21 protein-coding genes are annotated in these 21,756 nt (G+C 51.0%); 17 read left to right on the top strand and 4 right to left on the bottom strand.

From position 1 onward, the window contains the following. Positions 1-2: 2 nt before the first annotated feature. From ABWH99_RS16385 to ABWH99_RS16360, 6 genes are all read left to right on the top strand, one after another. Positions 3-743 carry a glycosyltransferase family 2 protein gene (locus tag ABWH99_RS16385; protein ID WP_375582913.1) on the top strand — a complete coding sequence of 247 codons (741 nt, stop codon included), beginning with the start codon at positions 3-5 and terminating at the stop codon, positions 741-743. Beyond that, positions 740-1,684, top strand: coding sequence for an NAD-dependent epimerase/dehydratase family protein (locus ABWH99_RS16380; RefSeq protein ID WP_375582912.1), 945 nt, complete (start codon positions 740-742; stop codon positions 1,682-1,684). The genes ABWH99_RS16385 and ABWH99_RS16380 overlap by 4 nt, the downstream gene beginning before the upstream one ends. Before the next feature lie 901 nt (positions 1,685-2,585). Further along, entirely contained in the window at positions 2,586-2,831 is a 246-nt protein-coding gene (locus ABWH99_RS16375) for a hypothetical protein (protein WP_375582911.1), read from the top strand. After that, the gene (locus tag ABWH99_RS16370; protein ID WP_375582910.1) at positions 2,828-3,229 is read left to right on the top strand and encodes a putative toxin-antitoxin system toxin component, PIN family; all 402 of its coding nucleotides are present in this window, start codon (positions 2,828-2,830) and stop codon (positions 3,227-3,229) included. The genes ABWH99_RS16375 and ABWH99_RS16370 overlap by 4 nt, the downstream gene beginning before the upstream one ends. An 878-nt stretch (positions 3,230-4,107) precedes the next feature. After that, positions 4,108-4,329: a DUF433 domain-containing protein gene (locus ABWH99_RS16365; RefSeq protein ID WP_375582909.1), complete on the top strand. Its 222-nt coding sequence runs from the start codon at positions 4,108-4,110 to the stop codon at positions 4,327-4,329. Continuing rightward, positions 4,326-4,667, top strand: coding sequence for a DUF5615 family PIN-like protein (locus ABWH99_RS16360; protein ID WP_375582908.1), 342 nt, complete (start codon positions 4,326-4,328; stop codon positions 4,665-4,667). Before ABWH99_RS16365 ends, ABWH99_RS16360 begins: the two co-directional genes overlap by 4 nt. 420 nt (positions 4,668-5,087) lie before the next feature. Here ABWH99_RS16360 and ABWH99_RS16355 read toward each other — a convergent pair whose 3' ends face one another. Then, positions 5,088-5,282 carry a hypothetical protein gene (locus ABWH99_RS16355; RefSeq protein ID WP_375582907.1) on the bottom strand — a complete coding sequence of 65 codons (195 nt, stop codon included), beginning with the start codon at positions 5,280-5,282 and terminating at the stop codon, positions 5,088-5,090. Between the two features lie 35 nt (positions 5,283-5,317). Between ABWH99_RS16355 and ABWH99_RS16350 the strand changes: the two genes are divergently transcribed. The 8 genes from ABWH99_RS16350 to ABWH99_RS16315 all read left to right on the top strand — a co-directional run bounded on the left by ABWH99_RS16350 (position 5,318) and on the right by ABWH99_RS16315 (position 12,910). Continuing rightward, the gene (locus tag ABWH99_RS16350; RefSeq protein WP_375582906.1) at positions 5,318-6,358 is read left to right on the top strand and encodes a glycosyltransferase family 4 protein; all 1,041 of its coding nucleotides are present in this window, start codon (positions 5,318-5,320) and stop codon (positions 6,356-6,358) included. Between the two features lie 551 nt (positions 6,359-6,909). Next, on the top strand, positions 6,910-8,076 hold the full coding sequence (locus ABWH99_RS16345) for a DegT/DnrJ/EryC1/StrS family aminotransferase (RefSeq protein ID WP_375582905.1): 1,167 nt from the start codon (positions 6,910-6,912) through the stop codon (positions 8,074-8,076). A gap of 11 nt (positions 8,077-8,087) precedes the next feature. Then, positions 8,088-8,720, top strand: a complete 633-nt coding sequence (locus ABWH99_RS16340) for a sugar transferase (RefSeq protein ID WP_375582904.1) — start codon at positions 8,088-8,090, stop codon at positions 8,718-8,720. A 127-nt stretch (positions 8,721-8,847) separates the two neighbouring features. After that, positions 8,848-10,470 carry a capsule assembly Wzi family protein gene (locus ABWH99_RS16335; RefSeq protein ID WP_375582903.1) on the top strand — a complete coding sequence of 541 codons (1,623 nt, stop codon included), beginning with the start codon at positions 8,848-8,850 and terminating at the stop codon, positions 10,468-10,470. Positions 10,471-10,978: 508 nt separating this feature from the next. Continuing rightward, positions 10,979-11,725 carry a nucleoside-diphosphate sugar epimerase/dehydratase gene (locus ABWH99_RS16330; RefSeq protein WP_375582902.1) on the top strand — a complete coding sequence of 249 codons (747 nt, stop codon included), beginning with the start codon at positions 10,979-10,981 and terminating at the stop codon, positions 11,723-11,725. Beyond that, positions 11,701-12,399: an SDR family NAD(P)-dependent oxidoreductase gene (locus tag ABWH99_RS16325; RefSeq protein WP_375582901.1), complete on the top strand. Its 699-nt coding sequence runs from the start codon at positions 11,701-11,703 to the stop codon at positions 12,397-12,399. The genes ABWH99_RS16330 and ABWH99_RS16325 overlap by 25 nt, the downstream gene beginning before the upstream one ends. Continuing rightward, positions 12,378-12,725 (top strand): polysaccharide biosynthesis protein, encoded by a 348-nt coding sequence (locus ABWH99_RS16320; protein WP_375582900.1) that lies wholly within the window; start codon positions 12,378-12,380, stop codon positions 12,723-12,725. The genes ABWH99_RS16325 and ABWH99_RS16320 overlap by 22 nt, the downstream gene beginning before the upstream one ends. Next, a complete protein-coding gene (locus ABWH99_RS16315; protein WP_375586620.1) occupies positions 12,677-12,910 on the top strand; it encodes a hypothetical protein in 234 nt (77 codons plus the stop codon). The genes ABWH99_RS16320 and ABWH99_RS16315 overlap by 49 nt, the downstream gene beginning before the upstream one ends. Positions 12,911-13,133: 223 nt before the next feature. Here ABWH99_RS16315 and dnaA read toward each other — a convergent pair whose 3' ends face one another. Further along, the gene (dnaA, locus tag ABWH99_RS16310; protein WP_375582899.1) at positions 13,134-14,561 is read right to left on the bottom strand and encodes a chromosomal replication initiator protein DnaA; all 1,428 of its coding nucleotides are present in this window, start codon (positions 14,559-14,561) and stop codon (positions 13,134-13,136) included. 315 nt (positions 14,562-14,876) lie between these two features. On the opposite strand from dnaA, the gene ABWH99_RS16305 reads away from it, so the two are divergent. From ABWH99_RS16305 to ABWH99_RS16295, 3 genes are all read left to right on the top strand, one after another. Beyond that, a complete protein-coding gene (locus tag ABWH99_RS16305) occupies positions 14,877-16,751 on the top strand; it encodes a DUF389 domain-containing protein (protein ID WP_375582898.1) in 1,875 nt (624 codons plus the stop codon). A gap of 130 nt (positions 16,752-16,881) precedes the next feature. Next, entirely contained in the window at positions 16,882-17,319 is a 438-nt protein-coding gene (locus ABWH99_RS16300) for an OsmC family protein (RefSeq protein WP_375582897.1), read from the top strand. An 82-nt stretch (positions 17,320-17,401) separates the two neighbouring features. Next, positions 17,402-17,950 carry a CPBP family intramembrane glutamic endopeptidase gene (locus tag ABWH99_RS16295; RefSeq protein ID WP_375582896.1) on the top strand — a complete coding sequence of 183 codons (549 nt, stop codon included), beginning with the start codon at positions 17,402-17,404 and terminating at the stop codon, positions 17,948-17,950. A gap of 194 nt (positions 17,951-18,144) precedes the next feature. Here ABWH99_RS16295 and ABWH99_RS16290 read toward each other — a convergent pair whose 3' ends face one another. Continuing rightward, positions 18,145-20,016, bottom strand: coding sequence for a beta-N-acetylhexosaminidase (locus ABWH99_RS16290; protein WP_375582895.1), 1,872 nt, complete (start codon positions 20,014-20,016; stop codon positions 18,145-18,147). Between the two features lie 362 nt (positions 20,017-20,378). Next, entirely contained in the window at positions 20,379-21,479 is a 1,101-nt protein-coding gene (locus tag ABWH99_RS16285) for a metallophosphoesterase (protein ID WP_375582894.1), read from the bottom strand. Between the last annotated feature and the right edge of the window lie 277 nt (positions 21,480-21,756).

Here is a 21,756-nt window from a genome sequence, read left to right as displayed (position 1 = left end):
TCATGCGTGTATCAATCGTAACGGTAGTATATAATAACCGTGATCTGGTTCAGGATGCCATAGATTCGGTTGCTGCTCAAGACTATGGTGATATGGAGCATATTCTTATAGATGGAGGTTCTACGGATGGGACGATGAACATCGTAAAGAGTTATCGGCATCTTAAATGGATTTCGGAAATGGATGATGGTCTTTACGATGCAATGAATAAGGGTGTGATGATGGCATCTGGCGATATAATTGGTTTATTGAATTCTGATGACCTCTTTAAAGATCAATATGTTGTGTCCCGTGTAGTTGATTTTTTTAAGAATTCGACGAATGTAGATATCGTTTTTGGGAATCTTGAATACGTAAAGCGAGAAAATCCAAAGGATATCGTTAGGGTGTGGAGAACAGGGGATTTTTATCCTTCTTTTTTTGAAGATGGCCTGGTCCCACCGCATCCGGCGGTGTATCTTAAAAGGAAAGTTTATGATAAACACCTTTTTGATTTAGACTTTAAGTTAGCTGCTGATTATGAATTTATGCTGCGGATTTTTAAGGATCCGGAATTCAAAGTCGGTTACCTAGACAGTATTTGCGTTAGTATGCGATTGGGTGGGGTGACAAATAATAGCCTTAGAAACATTATTAATGGGAATATAGAAATTAAGAATGCATGGCATAAAAACGGTTTTTCATTGCCTCACTTTTTTTGGATGAAACGAATAATCTTTAAGTTAAAACAATTTCTTAAATGAAACCTTCTGAGGTGGAAAAACCAAGAATGGAGAACTCCACGGTCCTTATGACCGGCGGGAATGGATTTTTAGGCACCGTATTACGAAAACCCTTGCAACGACAAGGGTTTTCCGTTTTGACACTGGGCAGAAGTGCAGGGAATGCCTTGTGCGTGGACCTTTCACAGGAAATCCCGGAATTACCTGCTGCGGACTGGGTCCTTCATGCGGCTGGTAAAGCCCATACGGTGCCTGGAAATGCCGCAGAGGAACAGGCTTTTTTTCAGGTAAACCTCGAAGGGACCAAAAACTTGTGCGCAGCCCTGGAGCGGAGTACCTCCCTGCCCAAGGCGCTTATTTTTATCAGTACCGTGGCGGTGTACGGCCGGTCGGAAGGCCTATTGTTGGACGAGCATACAGCGCTGCAAGGAGCTACCCCCTATGCCCAAAGCAAACGGGAAGCCGAGGACTGGCTGCTGCAATGGGCGAGAGAGAAAGGGGTGACGTTGGGTATTTTGCGCCTGCCGCTGGTGGTTGGCCCCCATCCCCCCGGTAATCTGGGTGCCATGATTCAGGGGATCAGGAACGGCAACTACCTGCGGATAGGAAAAGCAACTGCCCGGAAAAGTATGGTGCTGGCAGAGGATATCGCCGACATCCTGCCCCGCATAGCGGACGTAGGAGGGACCTATAACCTCACCGACGGATACCATCCTTCGTTTGGTGAATTGGAGGAATCCATTTGCAAGGTGCTGAATAAGCCGCTTCCCAGGGAAATACCTCTCTGGCTGGCCAAAGGCCTGGGCCGGGTAGGGGATTGGTTCGGACCCAATTTTAAAATTACCTCCGATAAAGTTGCCAAAATTACGTCTGACCTGACCTTTGATGATACCCGAGCGCGTGAAAAACTGGGTTGGAATCCCAGGCGGGTACTGGAGGTTTTGCCGGAATATTTGAAATAGTTTAACTGGCTCGAATCAGACTGAAGTGTAGGGATCGGCTTTGTGGCAGGTTCTTTGTTCTTGGGTTCGGTGGTGGTGGGTAAGGGTTAATGGGTTCGGTAGGTGGATTGGTGGGAGGGGGGCTATCTTTGGCAATTAAGCTTTAATGATATAGGGTCCTGGTCGGTAAGGGTTAATTGGGTTCGATACGGGCTGGGCTTTAGGGTCTGGCCTTTTTGCATTGGAAGGTATGATTATTTAACCTAGGAACCGAGTTTCGAAGCATCCACTAGTTTTGATTGAACCTAGACGATTGAAAGAAGCGGGTGGGCCGGCACAAAACCGGGGTGTGCGGTAGGTTAGCGGGGGGAAGGATTTTTTTGTCTTGATTTCCTGCCTGCCGGCAGGCAGGTTTGGTACTTTTTGGCTTAGACCCAAAAAGTACGAGATCAATTGGCGGTAACAAGAGAAAACCAGGAGTGTCCTGCCATGCCCTGTGTCTTAGGCCAGGTCACTCGTTTGGATCGGGACCTGTCGCATTTAGGCCTTTTTGGGATTCAGCGGCAGCGGCAAAAATGGTCCATAGGCGAATCCTTCACCACAGCTGGCCACAGATTCGCAGGGATTTTTTTGATCCGATTCAGTCTCTCAATAACATGTACGAAATGGAAAGAATGACCTCCCATCGATATCATTTTGAGATGTAAATTTCGTTTACGTTACTGGTTACTTGATTAATCGCTCAATTGGTGAATTATCGGATTTTTGTTTTTAAAGACCAAAGGAAATGACCGACAGTGGATTCGTAAAAAGTAAATCGAAGGGTTACTCTTCAGTTAAGCAGTTAAGCAATTAATACTTGCTGGAACTTGTCATTGCCTCCGCTTGTTTTTACCAAAATTGCTGCTAAAATTAAACCCGCATGGAAACACAGCACACAAAACCTTCTTCTTTGAGCAATTTGCAACGGGAAATGCTGAAGCTTTTTGCCCAAGATGTACCAGAAAAGGATCTGATAGCCATTCGACAGTTGATTGGCCAATATTTTGCAGAAAAAGCCATGGACCTGGCCGACGAATCTTGGCAAAAAAAAGGGTGGACAAATGAGGACGTTGATAAGTTGTTGAAATCAAAAATGCGAACACCCTACAAAAGTGACAACGCGTGAAGGTGGTTTTAGATACCAATGTTTTTCTTGTTTCCATATCAAGGCGCTCACCGTATCATTGGATATTCCAAAAACTCATCAAAGGTGCCTATCAAATTAGCGTAACAACCGAGATTCTTTCTGAGTATGCCGAGAAGATGGAGGAACATATGGGAAAAGAGGTAGCAGAGGCGGCAATGCAAGCCCTAATGGAACTGCCAAACGTAGAAAAAATTGAAATCTACTTCAAGTGGAATCTCATTAAAGACAAGGACGATAACAAATTTAGTGACTGCGCAGTAGCTGCTGGCGCAGACTACCTGGTAACCCAAGACAAAGATTTTAATATTCTGGGAAAAATCGAATTCCCAAAAATAAAATTGATTTCAATTAGGGGGTTTAAGTCAAGATTGTTGTAAGCAATTATCCTTCTTGGACTTTAGATCTTCAATAGTTCGTTTTGAAGACTACAGGCTAGACGCAATGTCATTTCCCTGGTTGCTTACTATTCACGTAAATGGTTAATCGATCAACTTTCGGGTGCTCGCCTTTGTTTTTTGTTCGTTAACTCCGAGAACGGAGCCATACCAGGAAGGCATGCCCATGGTCACTATTCCATGAAACCGTCAATCCATGCCTTTTACGCTGAGTCTGCCGAACCGTTTAGGTTGATTTTTTCAGTCCGAAATGCTTGAGATAATGCCATCCTTTGCCTTAGGCCAGGTCACTCGTTTGGATCGGGATCTTTTGCATTTAGGCCTTTTTGGGATTCAGCGGCAGCGGCAAAAATGGTTAATAGGCGAATCATTCACCACAGATGGCCACAGATCCGCACGGGACTTTTTGATCCGATTCAGTCTTTCAATAGCATGTACGAAATGGAAAGAATGAACGATTACCTTCAATTAACCAGTTGAATCAAACCATCGCCTCCTCACCCTATTACCCCATCAAGACATCTCCGAGCCCTGAAGGGGCGGAATACTCCAGCGATGGGTGCAGCCCATCGTAGAAAGTTTCCATCATTTATTCCAGCCCTGAAGGGGCGTACTATTTTTTTGTCTCCGGTTGATGAATCAAAAAATATATTTTGCCCCTTCAGGGCTTTCGTTAGTAATACCGGCTGGTTTTCACAGGTCTTCACCCTGTGTTTTGGTATTTTGCCCCTTCAGGGCTTAGATATCGATCTTTTTTACAGCCCATCCCAAACCTGTTTATTGGTTGATCCGTCTATGAAGTTCAATCACCAGCCAAAAGTCAACTAGGCAAAATAGACGGATTTACTTATATTTGAAACATGAATTATCAGGAATATATAGAAATAAGAGCTGACAAGAGATTTGGTAAACCCTGCCTTATAGGGACAAGAATCTCCGTTTATGATGTGTTAAATTGGCTATCAAACGGAATGAGCAAACCGGAGATCATGCAAGATTTTGAAGAGATTAGCGAAGATATGATTAATGCTTGTCTGGCTTTTGCAGCAGATAAGGAGCATAAATTGCAAATTGCCTCTTGAAGCTTTTGTTTGACCAGAATATCTCCCCAAAAATTGTCTGGCAAATTGAATCCGATTTTCCAGGTTCATATCAGGTTCGACATGTGGGCTTGGAAGATGCATCAGATCACCCTATTTTTGATTATGCAAAGGCGCATGGGTATGCTATAGTAACGTTTGACGCTGATTTCATTGATTTAAATATGATTAGAGGAATTTCACCGAAAATAATCTGGTTAAAAACGGGTAATTTAACCACCAGATCTATTTCCAGTCTTTTGCAGAAAAACAGAACTGCTTTGATTGAATTTTTAGCGTCTGAGGAACAAGGAATTTTAGAAATAATAGGTAAGGATTAATAGGCTCGGAATAGGCTTAAGGAGTCAAAGCAGCTTCCTGGCATCAGGGTTGATTTTAAGTGAAAGCCTGGTTGTTACGTGTTAATAGGCATTAGAATGGCTGGATTTTAGGGGCTGGCCATTTTGCGTTTGGGGCGGTAGTTAACGTGGCTCGGCCCGGGCAGAGCAGTAGTTTCGGACAAATAGGCAGGAGAGGTGGTATGGGAGTCAACAGTGCTGGTTAAGGGTTAATGGGCTCGGTAGGTGGTTTGGTGGAAGGGGGGCTATCTTTGGCAATTTTGCTTTAATGATGTAAGGTCCTGGTGGTTAAAGGTTTAATTGGTTAATTGGTTAGTGGTTAGGTAGACTCTGGAACAAACGGTAATGGGACCAAAAGCCGGAAAATTACACCTGCGTCAAGCCATCCCGCGCATCATCAACTTATTCCAGCAAATCATCCCCCTTAGGAGCAGGTTCAAGTAGCAATACCCCATGCAGCCCTACCGGTCGGGCCTTTCGTCCGGAACGGTCGATTCCGCTGCAAACCCGCTCCTTGCTGCCCAACCCTTTGTAAACCAGTCGTTTGTAGCAGGTAGCAGCTAATAATCGAATAAAAATCGTCGAGATACCCTGCATTTTTACCAATCATCCACGAAATTGCCGGTGCGTTTTTGTCAATCGCAGCAAAATCAATCCTCCGAAAGAAATGCTCCTTTTTCGTCAAACCATCAGCCAATCCAACCCCGGCAGCCTCCTGCTTACCTACCTTATTTTTTTTTCTGCTCCTTTTTGCAGCCCAACTGGCCTACCTGCAACTGGCCCGGCGATACGGGATCGTGGACAATCCCACGGCCCGTTCATCCCATTCGCAGCAAACCATCCGGGGAGGGGGGCTGGTATTCGTGCTGGCGGTGATCCTTTCCTGGATGGCCGGTTACCTATCGATCTGGGTTGGTTCGGGCATCCTGCTGGTCGGGGCGGTCAGTCTGGTCGACGATATCCGCGGACTGCCCCAATGGCCCCGCCTCGCTGCACACCTGGTAGCGAGCCTGGCGCTGGTGCTGGAATGGCAGCAACAGGCCTCCTTTTCTTTTGCCTGGATTCCCCTGATCCTGTTTTTGGTGATCGGATGGATCAACCTGTTCAATTTCATGGACGGTATCAATGGCATTACCGTGGCCTACGCCCTGGTCGCGTTGGCTGCCTTTTATTGGGTGCCCGAATTGCAGGAGGACAGGAATTGGATCCTCCTGGTTGGGCTGTCCTGCCTGGTGTTTGCCTGGTTTAATTTCCGGAAAAAAGCCCGGGTATTCGCCGGAGACGTGGGCTCGGTGAGCATGGCCCTGATCCTGGGCTACCTGATGGTAAAAGTCATCCTGCTGACCGGCAATCCCTGGTACCTGTTCTTTTTCAGCCTTTACGGTGTGGATTCTGTGCTCACCCTGTGGATCCGCTGGAGGCGGGGGGAAAACCTGTTTGAGCCGCACCGCAGCCACCTGTACCAGTTGCTGGCCAACGAAAAAAAACTGCCTCACCGCGGCGTAGCCCTGGCCTATGCCGGCCTGCAACTGGGCATCAACTGGCTATGGCTGGAAGGTATCGGGTTGGAAACTTTCTCCTGGCTACCGGGTCTGCTTTTTGCAGCGGTATTGGTGGGAACCTATCTGCTGCTACGTGCCTGGGTGACCGGATCGGCTTCTGCCGAAAAGTAGTCTTTGCCTCCCGGACCGGAGCTAGTCCCGAATCCCGAGGGTTTTTTACCGACCCGGGAGGTCTCCTAGGTACACACAACGACCTTCCCGTTCGGAAGCCTCCCGATTCTTGCCGGGCGCTTTCCCGCCGGGGACGTCCCTCCCTTTGGCCCCCCTTACAGCTACCGCAGGCACCGTCACGAGTTCCGCCCCCCGACATGCCCAGGCAATAACGGCAGCCGGTTCCCCCTACCGAGCCTGTGGATGCTCGGGTACGGGAAGGGTTCCCTTGGATCGAGCCTGCCGATGCGGCAACTCACCGACCCGGTAGCACCTCTGGCAGAATTTTTTTTAATTTTTTTTGCCGGTCGGAATTCCCTCATCCTTTGTATTTTTTTCGTTTATTATATCAAAAACGTACCTTCCATCAGAAAAAATGTACTTAAATCTTTTGCCCAAAATACCCCGCCCGGATCGGCCTAAATGGCTCATTTCGTTTGCTTTGGTATTCTTGACAAATCGGTTAGTTTTGTGTGACACAGCGTCGAGGAATGGAGCATTAAAACGAGTAGATGGCAAAAGAAAATCAGATGACCCCGCTTTCTTCCCCGCATTTCTCAGGAAACGAAATTGGATTTATCCAAGCAGCGATTGCCTCGGGGGAAATCGCCACCAACGGTCAGTTTATTCGACAGTTTGAAGCACAACTCGAACGTCAGTTTGGTGCTCCGCACGTCATTGCCCTCAATTCCGGCACCTCGGCCATTCACCTGGCGCTCCACTTGCTGGGGGTGGGATCCGGAGACGAGGTACTCTGCCAATCCTTTACCTTTGTTGCTTCGTGTAACCCCATCCGGTACCTGGGAGGGACGCCGGTGTTGGTGGACAGCGAAGAGGCTACCTGGAACATGTGTCCGGAGAAGCTGGAAGAAACCATTTTGCACAGACTGGCTCATGGAAAAAAACCCAAGGTAATCCTGGCGGTTAACCTGTTTGGAATGCCGGCCAACTGGTCCCGTATCTGTCAGATAGGGGAGAAATACGACATTCCCGTGCTGGAAGATGCGGCGGAATCACTGGGATCGCATATTTGCGGGCGGTACGCCGGTACCTTTGGAGATCTGGGGGTGTATTCCTTTAACGGCAACAAAATCATTACCACCGGGGCGGGTGGAGCCTTGCTTACCAAAAACCGCTTTCTGGAAAAGAAATCCCGGTACCTGGCCACTCAGGCGAAACTGAATTTTCCCCATTACGAACACAACGAACTTGGTTACAATTACAAAATGACCAATCTGGCCGCCGGCATTGGTTTGGCTCAATTGGAGGTCGTCGCCGATCGCATCCGCAAAAGGCGACAGATTTTTTCCCAATACAGAGCTTTGCTGGAAGGGATTCCGGGCTTGTATTTTCTGGAGGAACCTCCGGGATATTTTTCCAATCGCTGGCTCACGACCTTGCTGATCCATCCGGAGCAAGCAGGGTTCACTGCCGTAGAATTGCGCAATTCCCTGTCCTTGGAAGGGGTGGAATCCCGCTTTTTGTGGAAACCCATGCACCTGCAGCCCCTGTACAAAGAAGCCACCTTCCTGGGGGGAGCGGTGGCGGAAAAATTGTTTCGAACGGGGTTGTGCCTGCCCAGCAGCAGCCTGCTGGAGACGCAGGATCTGGAACGAATCGTCGAGGTGGTCGCCCGGCTGCATGCCGGCGCGTATTACAATGCAGGCAAAACCGTCTGAAGTACCGGCACATGAAAAAACGCCTTTCCGATATCCTGCTTTCGCTGGCCTTGCTGCTGATCCTGGCGCCCGTGTTTTTGCTCCTGGTGGTACTGCAGTTCCTGAGCTATCGGGGCAGGGTCTTTTTTTTGCAAGCCCGCGCGGGGAAAAACGGAGAAATCTTTACCTTGATAAAATTTCGCACCATGACGGAGGCCCGGGACGTGCAGGGAGAATTGTTGCCCGATCATTTGCGCCTCAGTCGGCTGGGCAGCTGGATGCGGAAAAGCTCCCTGGACGAATTGCCCCAGTTGCTGAACGTACTGAGGGGCGAGATGAGTCTGGTGGGACCCCGGCCCTTGCTGCCGGAATACCTTCCTTTGTACAACGACGAACAACGCAGGCGCCACGAGGTGCTGCCCGGCATAACGGGCTGGGCGCAGGTACACGGCAGAAATACGGTCGATTGGACGAGAAAATTTGAATACGACCTTTGGTACGTGGACAATCGCAGCCTGCGGCTGGATCTGTCCATCCTGCTTAAAACCCTAAAGCCGGTGCTTTCCCGTAGCCATATCTACCCGGTGGACAGCCTGACGGTAGAAAAATTTCGAGGCCAGTCCTCCGCGAATCGGCCCTTCCTTCCCCAAAAAAGCCAGCCCTGATTTTCATCCCGGAATTGGCCTGTCCGCGGACCATCCCCGGGGCAGCGCTACCCCTGCCCAGCTCCTCCGCAAATACTGAACAAAACCCATCCGAATTTTACCCGAAAATAGGTACCTTGCCAGCCAAATGCGCCAACTGCTACGTGTCTTAGTTTATTTGGTAGGGATGCTCCCTTTGCTTACCACCGGCCTGCATCCTGCGGCTGCCCAGGTGATTGCCGGCGAACCCATGTTGGAGGAGATGAGCCGTCGGAAACAGCTATTGGGAGCCGGTGATGAACGACCCAGCTACCTGCTGCGGCCCATTCCGGGCACCCTTGCAGAACTGGTGGAAGCCGATAGTTTTCCGCAGATTCGGGGCCTGGGTACCGACTGGACGTTGCTTCCCATGCGGGCTTCTCTGGACCATACCGGCCGCAGGCCCTATGGCGCCTATCCCTACCTTACCGTCCCCGCCCGGGGGCCGCAACTCTGGATCAGTCCCGGGCTGCAGCACCGGCGTTCCTGGCTCACCGTTCGCTTTCAGCCGGAACTGGTAGTTGCAGGAAACACGGCTTTTGACGGGTATCCGGATTCTTTTTCCCGGCAGGTCAATCAACGGTATTTTCGGTATCCCAATACACTCAATTACCCCGAGCGCTTCGGGGAGGGGGCACTGTTTCGATTGGGCCTGGGTCAGTCCAGCCTTGCCGCCCATTGGAGAAATTGGGAAGTCAGCCTGAGCACGCAATCGCTCTGGTGGGGTCCCGGGCAGTTTCAGTCCCTGATACTCAGTCATCATGCTCCCGGGTTTCCGCACCTGAGGCTGGGCACCCGAGCCCCCCTGTCTACCTTTCTGGGATCGTTTGAAGGGCAGTTGCTCGTCGGTATGCTGGAAAGCACCGCACTCGCGCCGGTACAAGCGGAGCAACTCAATCAGCAGTTTTACCGGCCCCACCGCACGGATCCCCGCTACCTCAACGGGTTGATCCTTACCTATTCACCCAAATGGCTGAGGGGTTTATCATTGGGGGTTTCCCGCACCTTTCAAATTCACAACCGGGACCGGCCTTCCGGCTTTCGTTCCCTGCTGCCCGTGGTACTCCCCCTGATCAAGGAAAACTACGGATTTACAAACGCCGACGGCAACTGGGACCAACAGGTGGCGGTATTTGGGCGCTGGCGATTGCCGGAAACGAAGGCTGAGCTGTATTTTGAATACGGTCGACGCGATCATGCCCTGAATTGGCGGGAGTTTGCCCTAAATCCCGAGCATGCACGTGCGTATTTGGTCGGCTTTACCAAATTATGGTCCCTGGGAGCGGGACACGTACAGGTACGGGGCGAAATGACCCAACAGCAGGAATCCATCAACCGCCTGGTGCGCTATGCGAGCAATGCAGGCATGACCTGGCACGCCCATGCGCAGGTGCGGGGCTTCACCCACCGGGGAGAACCGCTGGGAGTCGGGTTGGGATCGGGCAGCAACTTGCAAACCCTGGAATTTTCCTACGTGGAGGGCTGGAAGAAAACGGGGATCCGGCTGGACCGGGTGGCCAGAAACAACGACTTCTTTTACGCGGCGAGCAGCCTTGGGGACATGGAGCCCTGGACCGATTTGGCATTGGCACTTCTCTGGGAACGAAAAATCCAAGCAATCCAGGTGTCGCTTACCGGGACCTACATTCAGTCCCACCATTACCAATGGCAGGCGGATGCCTCCGCAAGCGGCAACTTCCGGGTACAGACAGCTTTGGTCTACTACTGGTAAGTCTGCAGGGAATCGGTCCGGACGAACCCACAAAACCCGTATGCGACCGATGTTTGGATCAACGCTCCGGTAGCGGGCATTGCCCCGCCGAACCAGGCACCGAAGGGCAAGTCCTGGCTGCTTGAACAAAACGGAAGGCGGCGCGCCTTGTTGGTGGAATTTTTTTGCCGACAGCAACCGCACAGCAACCGGCAGGAACGCCCATAAGGTGTTGATTGCAAGCAGCTAAACTTGCTTTTTCCCTCGCTTTCCTCCGGGGGAGACCCGAAAGGTTCGTAAAAAATTAGCTGGAATGTATTGGTAGGATTCAGGCTTTTAATTATCTTTAAACGTTATTCGGAGTGAAAATAGTAGGTAAAACGAACCCGGTTGGCGTAACAAATGTGTAGTTGCTTCGAATTGCGTTATTCGTTACGATTTATTGTAGAAAATACTTTTTGTTTCGAAAGAAAAACAGATAAATTTGACCCAGCAGAAGCCACCTAACAGCATGACCAACCCTATTTTTATGATCAATTTCAACAAGAAAATCAACATCATACCCCGGTGGATAATCGCTTTATTAGACGGGATCATCTTATTTCAATGTGTACTTTTTGCTTTTTGGCTCCGCGCCAACTTTGACCTATCCCAAATGGAGCGGTTCGATGTGCTCCGAGCCGCCCTGGTGTATGCATTGGTGGGGTTTCTCGCCATGTTTTTTACCAAGAGTTACGTGGGCATTGTCCGGCACACCTCCCTTCGTGATGGCATCACGCTCTTATGGACCATCGCCATTACGGCTGCGGGCATTACGGCCATCAACCTGTTTATGGCGAACGTTGCCGAAGTCAATAGCCACCTGCTGCCGTTCTCGGTACTGGTGATCGGTTCCCTGCTGTCCCTGTTCTTTATGATGGTGTACCGTTTGCTTGTCAAAGATGCTTTCCGGCTGATCAAGGCCAGCGCCGAGCCAAACCTGCCCGAGCGGAAAGTGATAATTTTTGGAGCGGGGGAAGCGGGTATTCTGACCCATCAGGCCCTGGCCAAAGACAGCCAATTCAAATTTGTAACGGTTGGATTTCTGGACGACGATCCCTCCAAAAAAGGAAAGAAAATTCAGGGAAAACCGGTTTTCGGTGGTCTGGAAATGCTCGAAAGCCTGGTGGAAAGCCGGGGCATCAACGAACTAATCATCTCCGTATTGCTGGACCTTCTCCCTCCCGCAAGCGGGAAATTATCGATCGCTGTTTGGCGCTTGGGGTGCATGCGATGACCATTACGCCGGTAAACCAATGGGTAAGCGGCGGAGAAAAGCCGGGGAGCCTGCGCGAAGTAAACATCGAGGACTTGCTGGGCAGGGATTCCATCAAGTTGGAAAATCAGGCCGTGATAGATTACCTGAGTGGAAAAACCATCCTGGTTACCGGCGCCGCGGGGTCCATTGGAAGTGAAATTTGCCGGCAAATAGCCCGGGCCAAGCCGGGTTTCCTGATCATGTTGGACAAAGCCGAATCCCCCCTGCACGACCAGGAAGTGTTTTTGGAAAGCCGGTTCAACGAATTGCCCCTGGTGTCTGTACTGGCGGACGTGACGGACCCGCAGGCATTGGAGAAGGTGATGAAAACCTACCGCCCGGAAGTAATTTTCCACGCGGCGGCCTACAAGCACGTGCCCATGATGGAAAAATACCCCACCGAGTCGGTGCGCTGCAACGTGCAGGGAACCAAACTAGTGGCAGACCTGGCCGTGAAATACGAGGTGGAAAAATTTGTGCTTGTGAGTACCGATAAAGCAGTAAATCCGACCAATGTGATGGGAGCCAGCAAGCGGATTGCCGAAATGTACGTGCAATCCCTCAATAGGCACGCCTGCGCGAAAACGGAGCGGGTCCCACCCGATTTATCACTACCCGCTTCGGCAACGTATTGGGTTCCAATGGATCGGTGATACCGCTGTTTCGACGCCAAATCCAGGAAGGCGGCCCGGTAACGGTCACCGACCCTGACATCATCCGGTATTTCATGACCATACCCGAAGCTTGCGAGTTGGTGCTTGAAGCAGGCGTCATGGGCAACGGAGGAGAGATTTACGTGTTCGACATGGGCGAACCGGTAAAAATCCTGGACCTGGCGAAAAAGATGATATACCTGAGCGGAAAGATTCCTGACGTGGATATCCCCATACGGATTACCGGTTTGCGACCCGGGAAAAACTCTACGAGGAAGTGCTCAACGATACCGAAAAATCCCTGTCGACGCATCACGAAAAAATAAAGATCGCTCAGGTTTGCCCGGGTTCCTACGAAAAAGTGAGTCAGGACCTCGAAAAGCTGATGCAGCGACTTACGGTGGGAGGAGAAATGGAATTGGTGGCCCAAATGAAATACATGGTACCGGAATACATCAGCCGAAAGTCCAGATTTGAAGCATTGGACCGTAAAAAGGTAGAAAAATTATAGATTCGACTGAAAGTCACAGCAGACACAAGCCCCTCTCTGTAGCAAACGGAAAGGGGCTTTTTTTGATCAGCCGGCAGCCTCTCCGAGGAAAGCGCGGAACGAACCCAGGGATCGGCGCTCCTCCCTTGCCTGCGCAAACGAGCGGGCATGCGCGAGGCCTCCCGGGTCACGCGGACCGGGCATCGGTGGTACAACCGGGCGGATTCGAGGGGTTTGGGTTGGGTCAGTAGGACCTGATTTTGAACTGCTTTTTTTGCTCCTGTACGGCATTTCGAAAGGAGGTATCCGTTTCCATCAGGTCATTGACCGACTGCACCGCATGAATCACGGTACTGTGGTCCCGGCCCCCAAAATGGTATCCGATGGATTTTAGGGAATGGTTGGTAAACTCCTTGCTGAAGTACATGGCCACCTGCCGGGCGATGACAATTTCTTTTTTCCGGGTTTTGGCCTTCAGGTCTTCTACTTTGATGCCGTAATATTCCGCGCAGGATTTTTGGATGTATTCAATGCTGACCTCGGTTTCAATGTCCTTCACGATGTTTTTCATGATGGTTTTGGCCAGGTCCAGGCTGATTTCCACCCGATTCAGGGAGGCATGGGCAATGAGCGAAATCATGACGCCCTCCAGTTCCCGTACGTTTGTATCCACGGTATAAGCCAGGTACTCGATCACGTTATTGGGAATGTCGATGCCCTCGGATTGCATTTTCTTTCGGATAATGGCAATGCGCGTCTCGAAATCCGGCATCTGCAAATCCGCGGTCAGTCCCCATTTAAACCGGGACAACAAGCGTTCTTCCAGCCCCATCAGGTCTTTGGGTGCGCAATCGGAGGTCATGATGATCTGCCGCTTGTTTTGGTGCAGGTGATTGAAGATATGAAAGAACATTTCCTGCGTTCGGCCCTTCCCTGCAAAAAACTGAATGTCATCAATAATCAACACATCTACCTGCATGTAGAAATTGGTGAAGGATTTGATGTTTCCATCTTTGATGGCATCCATGAATTGGTTGACAAACTTTTCCGAAGAGACATAGAGTACGAATTTATCTTCCGGTCCGTTTTTGATTTCGTTTCCGATGGCCTGCACCAGGTGGGTTTTTCCCAGACCCACACCTCCGTACACCATGAGCGGATTGAAAGAGGTAATGCCGGGTTTGTTGGCTACCGCAAAACCTGCCGATCGGGCCAGCCGGTTGCAGTCCCCTTCTATAAAGGAATTAAAGGTGTAGGTGGAACTCAGATTTGATTGCAGGGTAGTTTGCTCGTCCAGACTGGAGAGGTCAAACGGAGAATGTGCCGCGGCGGCCATGGCCTCCTTCTTCTTTTTGGTAGCAGGGTGGCTCACTCCCTGAGGGTAACTCACCATGTACGGTTGGTTGTTTGAGTTGCCCTTGTCGACCACCACGGCGTACTCCAGTCGGCCATTGGACCCCAGCACGGTCTTGATGGCCAATTTCAGTACGTCTACGTAGTTGTCTTCCAGCCATTCGTAAAAAAATTGACTCGGCACTTGAATGGTGAGGACCGATCCGTCGATCCTTGCCGGTTGTATGGGTGTAAACCAGGTGGAAAAACTCTGTTCATTGACGTGTTTTTCGATGATCCGCATACATTCAGTCCATATTGCTATCGCCTCTGAATTCATTGGTTTTCTTTAACTGAAAGTGGAAAAAAAGCTCTACTCCTTTCTATAGGGGGAAGTAAAAATGTGGAAAAATATCTTAAATAAAAAATGCAAATTTGCTTGACTTTTTTACTTTATTGGAATACAGTTTATTCAGGCGGTTTTTATTTTCAAATTCGTTGAAAAATGAAATAACTCCTTGGTATCTGTACGGTTAGCGATTTTGGTTTGGAACCGATTAAAGGTTACTTTTAAACCTTCGGATGCAGTTGGTCCCGATTTGCCGGCTGTACCACCGGAGGAGAAGCACGCTTCGGTTTCCCTTATCCCTTTGCCATGAAAAGCATCATTCTATTGTACGATCCATTGAGCGAGGAATTGGTGGAAAAAACACTGCTTCCCCGCTTTGGCGCTGACCTGAAACTCAAGTTGCCCTTTACCGGCAAACTCCCGGTGGAATTGGGCCGGGAGGATTTCGTGGTGACTTACCTTTCCGATGCCCAATTGATGGAATTGTTTCCGCTGGTCCTGGAGCAGGATTGGAAAATCGCCTTGCTTCCCCATCCGGAATTGATTCACGGGCGACAGGGCTTTGGAGTGGATTCCGACCTGGAGGCCTGTCTGGACCAGGTCATGGAATCGGAAAAGGCCGTACGGGTAGACGTCTTGATGCTAAACGACCGGCCGGTTTTCAATACGGTGATCATTGGTGAATCGTTGAGTTTGATGACCGCTTCGGTAGCCAAAAACGGCTGGCAGCGTTTTTGGCAGACCCTTGGTTATTTTTTCAAAGTATTTCGGCTGGCAACCGCCCAACGCTACCAACTGCAGGCCTTGGATAAGGAAACGCTGGACACTGCCGCCATTGGCATGGTGATCGTGCAGCACGGCAAGAGCAGCCTGTTGAGCCATAAAGTACTGGAGGATGCTTACATCAACGACGGCAAACTGCATGCGATGATTCTTGCGCCAAAAAGCATCACCGGTCTGGTGTGGTTTGGGCTGGACAGCTTTTTTCGAAAAAAGGGAAGAACCCGACTGCCGCCCTTTGCTGCCCACATCAAGACCGCCAGCCTCTGCATCTCCAGCGAAGCGCCGATCAGTTATTCCCAGGACGGAAGCCTGTTGCATGCGAAGCAGCTGCAGCTGGAGGTACGGCCCAAAGCCCTGAACATGGTTCCGGGAAAACACCTGGACATGGAGGCAAGCGGTTCGGAGGACGATATTTTCAAGGTGCAGGTGCTTCCCAGGGGCGAAGTGCGGGACGAATTACTAAAGCGGACATTGCCGCTGATCAACCACGCATCCACGGAGGAATTCAAGGAGCTGTTTTCCAGCCTGCGGGCAAGCGCCCGAACCAGCAACAGTTACCTGGTGCTGATGGTATTGTCCACCTGCATTGCCACCCTCGGCCTGTTTGGAAATTCCTCCCCGGTGATCATTGGCGCGATGATTCTTGCTCCACTGATGGCTCCCATTATTTCCCTTTCCATGGGCGTGTTGCGGCAGGACAAGGGGCTGATTCTTGATAGTTCCAAAGCCATCGGCTGGGGCATGCTGCTGGGTTACCTGTGTGCCATGGGGATCACCTGGCTTACGCCCCTGAACCTGTCGAACGATGAAATCATGGCCCGGGTCCGCCCGAATCTCCTGGACCTGGGCATCGCCGTTGGTTCCGGTATAGCGGGGGCCTATGCCAGTGCCAAGGAAGAAATCGCCAAAACCCTGGCAGGAGTGGCGATCGCGGTGGCGCTGGTCCCTCCGTTGGCGGTTTCCGGAATCGGCCTGGGCTGGATGGAGTGGACGATTTTTCAGGGAGCCCTGCTGCTGTTGATGACCAACCTGGCGGGCATGGTGATGGCGGCCGCGCTGACGTTTTTGTTTTTAGGCTTTAGTCCCTTCCGGCTGGCCAGAAAGGGGATCGCCTATTCGCTGGTCGTGGTGGGCCTGGTAAGCCTGCCCCTGTTTTTTGGTTTTATGGACATGGTTCGTGAAAAGGACGTGATCTCAAAACTGGATGGGTACCGTGTGAACGGAACGGTTTTGCGCGACATTACCGTGCGTAGCGTAAAACCGGTCCGCCTGGCGGTAAAGATTGTGGCTGATGGCAGCCTGGACGAGCAGCAAATGCAGCGTGTCAAGCAGGAAATTGAGCGGGTACTGGGCGAGGAGGTAGAATTGGAGGTAACCCTTGGCGTCACGGTGTTTTAGCTCCGGGACCGGGCAAGGGGGCCGCAGGCCCGGAGTCGCCACCGCAGAAGGATTGGCGGGTACAGAATTGGTAATTTTGCCAGATTATTGATACCTTGAACAGGTAAACACTAAAAAAAAGAATCAACGTATGAAAAGAAAAGCAACAGCAGTTTGGAAAGGTACAGGACTGGAAGGCAGCGGTACCTTGTCTGCCCCCAGTGGTTTTTTTGACAACTCTCCCTACAGCTTCAAAACCAGGTTTGAAAACGAAGACGGTACCCAGGGCACCAACCCGGAAGAAATGATTGCAGCGGCGCATGCCGGTTGTTTCAACATGGCCCTGAGTTTTCAGATTGCCGGGAAGGAGTTTGCCGCAGAGGAGCTACACACGACCGCAACCGTTAGCCTGGATAAGGACGGAGAGGGGTTTTCCATTACCGGAATCGTTTTGGATTTGAAAGGAAAAGTTCCCGGTATGGACGAAGCCTTGTTTACAGAGTTGGCCGAGGTGGCAAAGAAAAACTGCCCCATCAGCAAAGCCCTTAGTTCTGTTCCCATCGAGTTGAAGATCAGTTTCTCCTCCTGATTTTCTGCCGTTACAGCAACGAATCGTGCCGGAGAGTTCTCTTCGGCATTTTTTTTTCCACGATACCTGCCTTTCTCTTTCTATGAATCCTGACATGCGTTTTTTGGGCTGGGCTACCTTGTTGGGTTTTGGCCTGACCGGCCTGGGCCTGGTGTATTTTTTTCAGGAAGTACCGCTCCCGGTGCTATTGACAGGGCCCTGGCCGATACCGGAGCAGCTGCTTCTGGGCGTTCCCGCCGGAGCCCTCGCGGCCTTATTGGCCAAATGGATCATCTGCCGGCCTTTCTTTTCCCGGGAAAGGGTAAAATACCAGGGCCTGATCAATCAATGGCCCTGGACTCCGGGGAGGATCCTCTTTATTTCCTTCTGTGCGGGGGTAGGGGAGGAACTGTTTTTCCGGGCAGGATTGCAGCCCTTGCTTGGACTCTGGACTACCTCCCTGTTATTTGTCCTGCTTCACGGATACCTGAATCCTTTCAATTGGAAAATCAGCATCTACGGATTGGCAATGGTGGGGCTGATCGCATTTTTTGGCTACTTATTTCAGGAGACAGGGATTTTTACGGCCATGGCTGCCCACGCTGCTTTCGATGCGGTGCTTTTGTTTTGGCTTACCTCAAAAACACGATAAACGGACGAGATAATGGGCGCAATTCCTGCACCCGCTACCCCAGGAGTGGACCCCCTCAGGTCTTCCCTATGGCGCAGGGTTTTTCCACTCCCCGTTCTTTGGCGGTTTCGAGACGGTGAAGGTCTTTTTCGTTCACAATCGGCAGCCGGTCCTTGAGGTTTTAGAAACCTCAAGGACCGGGGTAGCTTTCCAGGCTAGTCGATGGGTACCTGAAATTCATTGCTGCTTCTGCCTCCGGGAGTCAGGGTAATGTACCGCAGCACCAGCGGTTCCTGACCCGCTCCGGGCACTGGCGCCAGAAAAGGACCCGTATACAAACGGGCAGTTTGATCGGCTTTGTGCCCGTCTACCGTGTAGTAGACCTTTGCGCCCGCCACCAAAGGCTGAATCGAAATCCGATGGGCACCGGTAGCTGCATCCTTGCTGATGCGAACGCTCGCTTCGGGTATGCGGAAAAACACCCCTCGCTCTTCAAGGGACCGAAGCTGCTGCGGCAGTCGCTCGTGAACAAAGTAGGAATAGTCCTTGTCCTCCCGGGTTTTCCAGGCTACTTCGGCGAGGGCCAGGGCACGGGGAAAAAGGAAATACTCCATTTTCTGGTTGCTATCGATGTATTCTGTCCAAAGGTTTGCCTGTACGCCCAGTACATGGGTGGCCTCTTCCGGGTTCAGCGCGTCGGGAATCGGCGAGTAACTGTAAACTTTTTCCAGGGGCAGGAATCCGCCGATGGCCAGGGGTTCGGTAGTTTTGTCTTCGGCCTGATAGTGGTCAAAATACAAATGGCTGTTGGGGGTCATGATGACATCGTGCCCCATTTTTGCAGCGGCAATTCCACCTTTTTCCCCACGCCAGCTCATGACCGTGGCATTGGGCGCCAACCCACCTTCCAGAATTTCGTCCCAGCCGATAATTTTGCGTCCGTTTTTATTCAGGAATTGCTCGATTTGCTGGATAAAATAGCTTTGAAGCTCGTGTTCGTCTGCCAGCTTTTCCTTTTTGATGACCTTTTGGGCAATGGCAGAAGTTTCCCAATGGTCTTTGGGCACCTCGTCTCCGCCGATGTGAATGTATTCCGAGGGAAAAATGTCCATGACCTCGGCAAGTACATCCTCCAGAAATCCGAAAGCCGCAGGAGTCGGTCCGTAAATATTGTAATGGACGCCCCAATAGCCGGGTACCTGCCTGCTGATTTCGTTGTTCAAGGGCTCTCTCTTGTCGTTGACGGCCGCAATGCTGCCCCTGGCTGTTCCGTCCTGTACCTCAAAACTCCCAAACTCAGGATAGGCGGCAAGAACGGCCGAACTATGTCCGGGAAGTTCGATTTCCGGGATTACGGTGATGTGCCGATCGGCAGCATACCGAACGATTTCCCGTGCCTCTTCCTGAGTATAATAGCCGCCGTGTTTTTCTCCATCGTAAATAAAGGGCTTGAAATCGTAGTATTGACCGATGATGGTGGAATCCCGCCAGGCACCGATTTCGGTCAGTTTGGGGTATTTCTTGATTTCCAGGCGCCAGCCCTGATCGTCGGTCAGGTGCCAGTGCATGGTGTTAAACTTGAGTTGGGCCATCAGGTCCAGTATTTTTTTGATCTGATCCGTACTAAAAAAATGCCGGGATACGTCCAGCATGATTCCGCGATAGCCAAAGGCCGGAGCATCGGCAATGTGGACCAGGGGCACGACGGCTTCGCCACCCTGCATTTCTACCAGCTGGAACAAGGACTGCAAGCCATAAAAAAGCCCGCTGCTACCCCCACGGATACCGATGCCTTCGTTGGTAACCTGCAGTGTATAGGCTTCCGGGTTCCCATCGACGATTTCCTCTTCCAGCAAAACGACCGGGGCATTTGCCGGAGCCGCCTGCTGCACGCGCAATTGAAACCCGGTTTTTCCTTCCAACAGACCGTTAAACAAATGGGCAGACGTTCGGGCCGAAGCCGTCGTTGCCAGCAATACGGTACCTGCCTGCAGACGAAATTGCCCCTCCCCGGCAGTCAACGTCCGGGGTTGAGGAAGGATGGGATAGGTTTGGGAAAAAGCAATGCCTGGCACAACAACAGGCAAAGTCCGGTAAGAAGGAGTTTTTTATTCATGGATTATTTGGTTGTATCGGTCCACCGACCGGTTGAAATTAGTTCTCGTCGTTTCGTAAAAAATTTAACGAAGTATCAAATGTAACTATAAAAAATAATAAATAAAATTTCGGTTCTTTCGATGGTTTGGGGATGGGTTGAGGCCTCGTCCTGCCCGGAAGATGGATAAGCGATGAGGCATGCGGCCCCGGGAACGATCTGTTCCCGGCCGAAGGGTAGGTGTTTTTTCGTGTACATGCGGAAGTAGCGCTTCGAGGGTACTGAAACCTCAACGGTCAGGGGATACCCTTTCACGTTTCCCGGGCCTTTGCGGGGGCGGCCGGAGCATGTCGGTTAATTGCCGGGCACGTAAAAGGGGTCGATGGAAAATAAATTGGGATGCCGGGGATCGATTTCTACCTGCACCGCATGCATGTCCCGGTCGCCAAATACCTGCACCGCCGTAAAATGGGTGACGGTTCGGCCCGAGTTGTCCCGAAGCGGCTGATCCACCATAAACCGGTGGTGGTCTCCATAGAGCAGCAGGACCGGTTTGCCAAAATCCAAAACCTGCTCCCGGAGAATGCTGACAAAGCTCGCATGCCCGTTGCGCTCGTCCCGGGTTTGGTAGTTTAGTCCGGCATGCAGTACCAGCACCAGGCCCAGACTTTCGTTTGCCCTTGCCTGCTCAAAAAGCTGCTCCAGCCAGAAATTATTGGCCATTTCCCGTTCGTAAAATTCATCGTTCAGGGCGCCTGAATCCAATTTGAAATTATTATTGGAACCGATCACATGCAGGGTACCAAAGGTCACTCCTCCCTGCTGCCAGCGGGCATTTTCGGGAAATTTCTCAAAACCCTCCCAATTGTTCTGTCGCTCAAGGGGCATGGGTTGCTTGCCCTGACTCTGATCGCTGCCGAAGAAAAGCTGCCGTAGTTTGTCGAGGCGTTCCTCCGGCTCGTAGCCACCGCAGGCTTCCCGGTGACAATCGGTCCATTCGTTGTCGCCGGGCGTGTATACCAGGGGATGCTCAAATTCATCGAAATAGCTTCGGATGGTTTCGTAATAGGCATCCGAACAAGGCGTACTTCCCGATTTGATATCGCCTACATGCAGGGAAAATGCCGGTGCCGCGGCATTGATGGCCTCGATCATCCGTTCAAAGCGTACAAAATCTTCGGGAAGGTGGTAAGGAACATCGCCCATGGCCATAAAGCGTACTGATTTCTGCTCCGGGGGTGCACAGGCTGCGATCAGGCTGCTGACGAATAGTACCAGTCCATAGCGAAACCAAAAACCGAGTTCCCCTGCCGGAAGTTGACTCCGCCGTGCAGGTGGATTGCTAATCGACCCGGAAAACGGACGTTTGAGAATCCGGCCGGGAAATGCCTCCGGAAACCGTGGGTAGCTGGGGGCCTCCTCGTGGAGGTACCCGTTTGATTTTTTGTCGGGCATGTTTTTTTTTGGTTATGCTAAACGCAGGCGTTGCAGTAGATTTTCCTAACCCGGGTTGTTTTTAGACAACAAACGGATGGTATCGGTAACAGCTAAAATACGCCGAAAGGGATGATTTCACCAAATCAAAAAGCAAGATCGGTACACTCTCGATCAAACCGATAGGGAAAGCAGGAAAAAATATTCGGGATCCTTCCCCGGCATGTTTTCGGTAAATATATTTATAAAAAACATTTTAAATTATTTAAACCAATAAAAAGTGTATTTAAAAAATAAA

Origin of the sequence: Cyclobacterium xiamenense (assembly GCF_042140265.1) — a bacterium.
Lineage (GTDB): Bacteria > Bacteroidota > Bacteroidia > Cytophagales > Cyclobacteriaceae > Cyclobacterium > Cyclobacterium xiamenense_A.
This window is presented reverse-complemented; position numbering and strand designations above follow the sequence as displayed.

Bases quoted from the DNA above. Each gene is read 5' to 3' on its own strand.
- ABWH99_RS16385 (WP_375582913.1), top strand. From the start codon at position 3: ATGCGTGTATCAATCGTAACGGTAGTATATAATAACCGTGATCTGGTT.
- ABWH99_RS16380 (WP_375582912.1), top strand. From the start codon at position 740: ATGAAACCTTCTGAGGTGGAAAAACCAAGAATGGAGAACTCCACGGTC.
- ABWH99_RS16375 (WP_375582911.1), top strand. From the start codon at position 2,586: ATGGAAACACAGCACACAAAACCTTCTTCTTTGAGCAATTTGCAACGG.
- ABWH99_RS16365 (WP_375582909.1), top strand. From the start codon at position 4,108: ATGAATTATCAGGAATATATAGAAATAAGAGCTGACAAGAGATTTGGT.
- ABWH99_RS16355 (WP_375582907.1), bottom strand. From the start codon at position 5,282: ATGCAGGGTATCTCGACGATTTTTATTCGATTATTAGCTGCTACCTGC.
- ABWH99_RS16345 (WP_375582905.1), top strand. From the start codon at position 6,910: ATGGCAAAAGAAAATCAGATGACCCCGCTTTCTTCCCCGCATTTCTCA.
- ABWH99_RS16340 (WP_375582904.1), top strand. From the start codon at position 8,088: ATGAAAAAACGCCTTTCCGATATCCTGCTTTCGCTGGCCTTGCTGCTG.
- ABWH99_RS16335 (WP_375582903.1), top strand. From the start codon at position 8,848: ATGCGCCAACTGCTACGTGTCTTAGTTTATTTGGTAGGGATGCTCCCT.
- ABWH99_RS16330 (WP_375582902.1), top strand. From the start codon at position 10,979: ATGATCAATTTCAACAAGAAAATCAACATCATACCCCGGTGGATAATC.
- dnaA (WP_375582899.1), bottom strand. From the start codon at position 14,561: ATGAATTCAGAGGCGATAGCAATATGGACTGAATGTATGCGGATCATC.
- ABWH99_RS16305 (WP_375582898.1), top strand. From the start codon at position 14,877: ATGAAAAGCATCATTCTATTGTACGATCCATTGAGCGAGGAATTGGTG.
- ABWH99_RS16300 (WP_375582897.1), top strand. From the start codon at position 16,882: ATGAAAAGAAAAGCAACAGCAGTTTGGAAAGGTACAGGACTGGAAGGC.
- ABWH99_RS16295 (WP_375582896.1), top strand. From the start codon at position 17,402: ATGAATCCTGACATGCGTTTTTTGGGCTGGGCTACCTTGTTGGGTTTT.
- ABWH99_RS16285 (WP_375582894.1), bottom strand. From the start codon at position 21,479: ATGCCCGACAAAAAATCAAACGGGTACCTCCACGAGGAGGCCCCCAGC.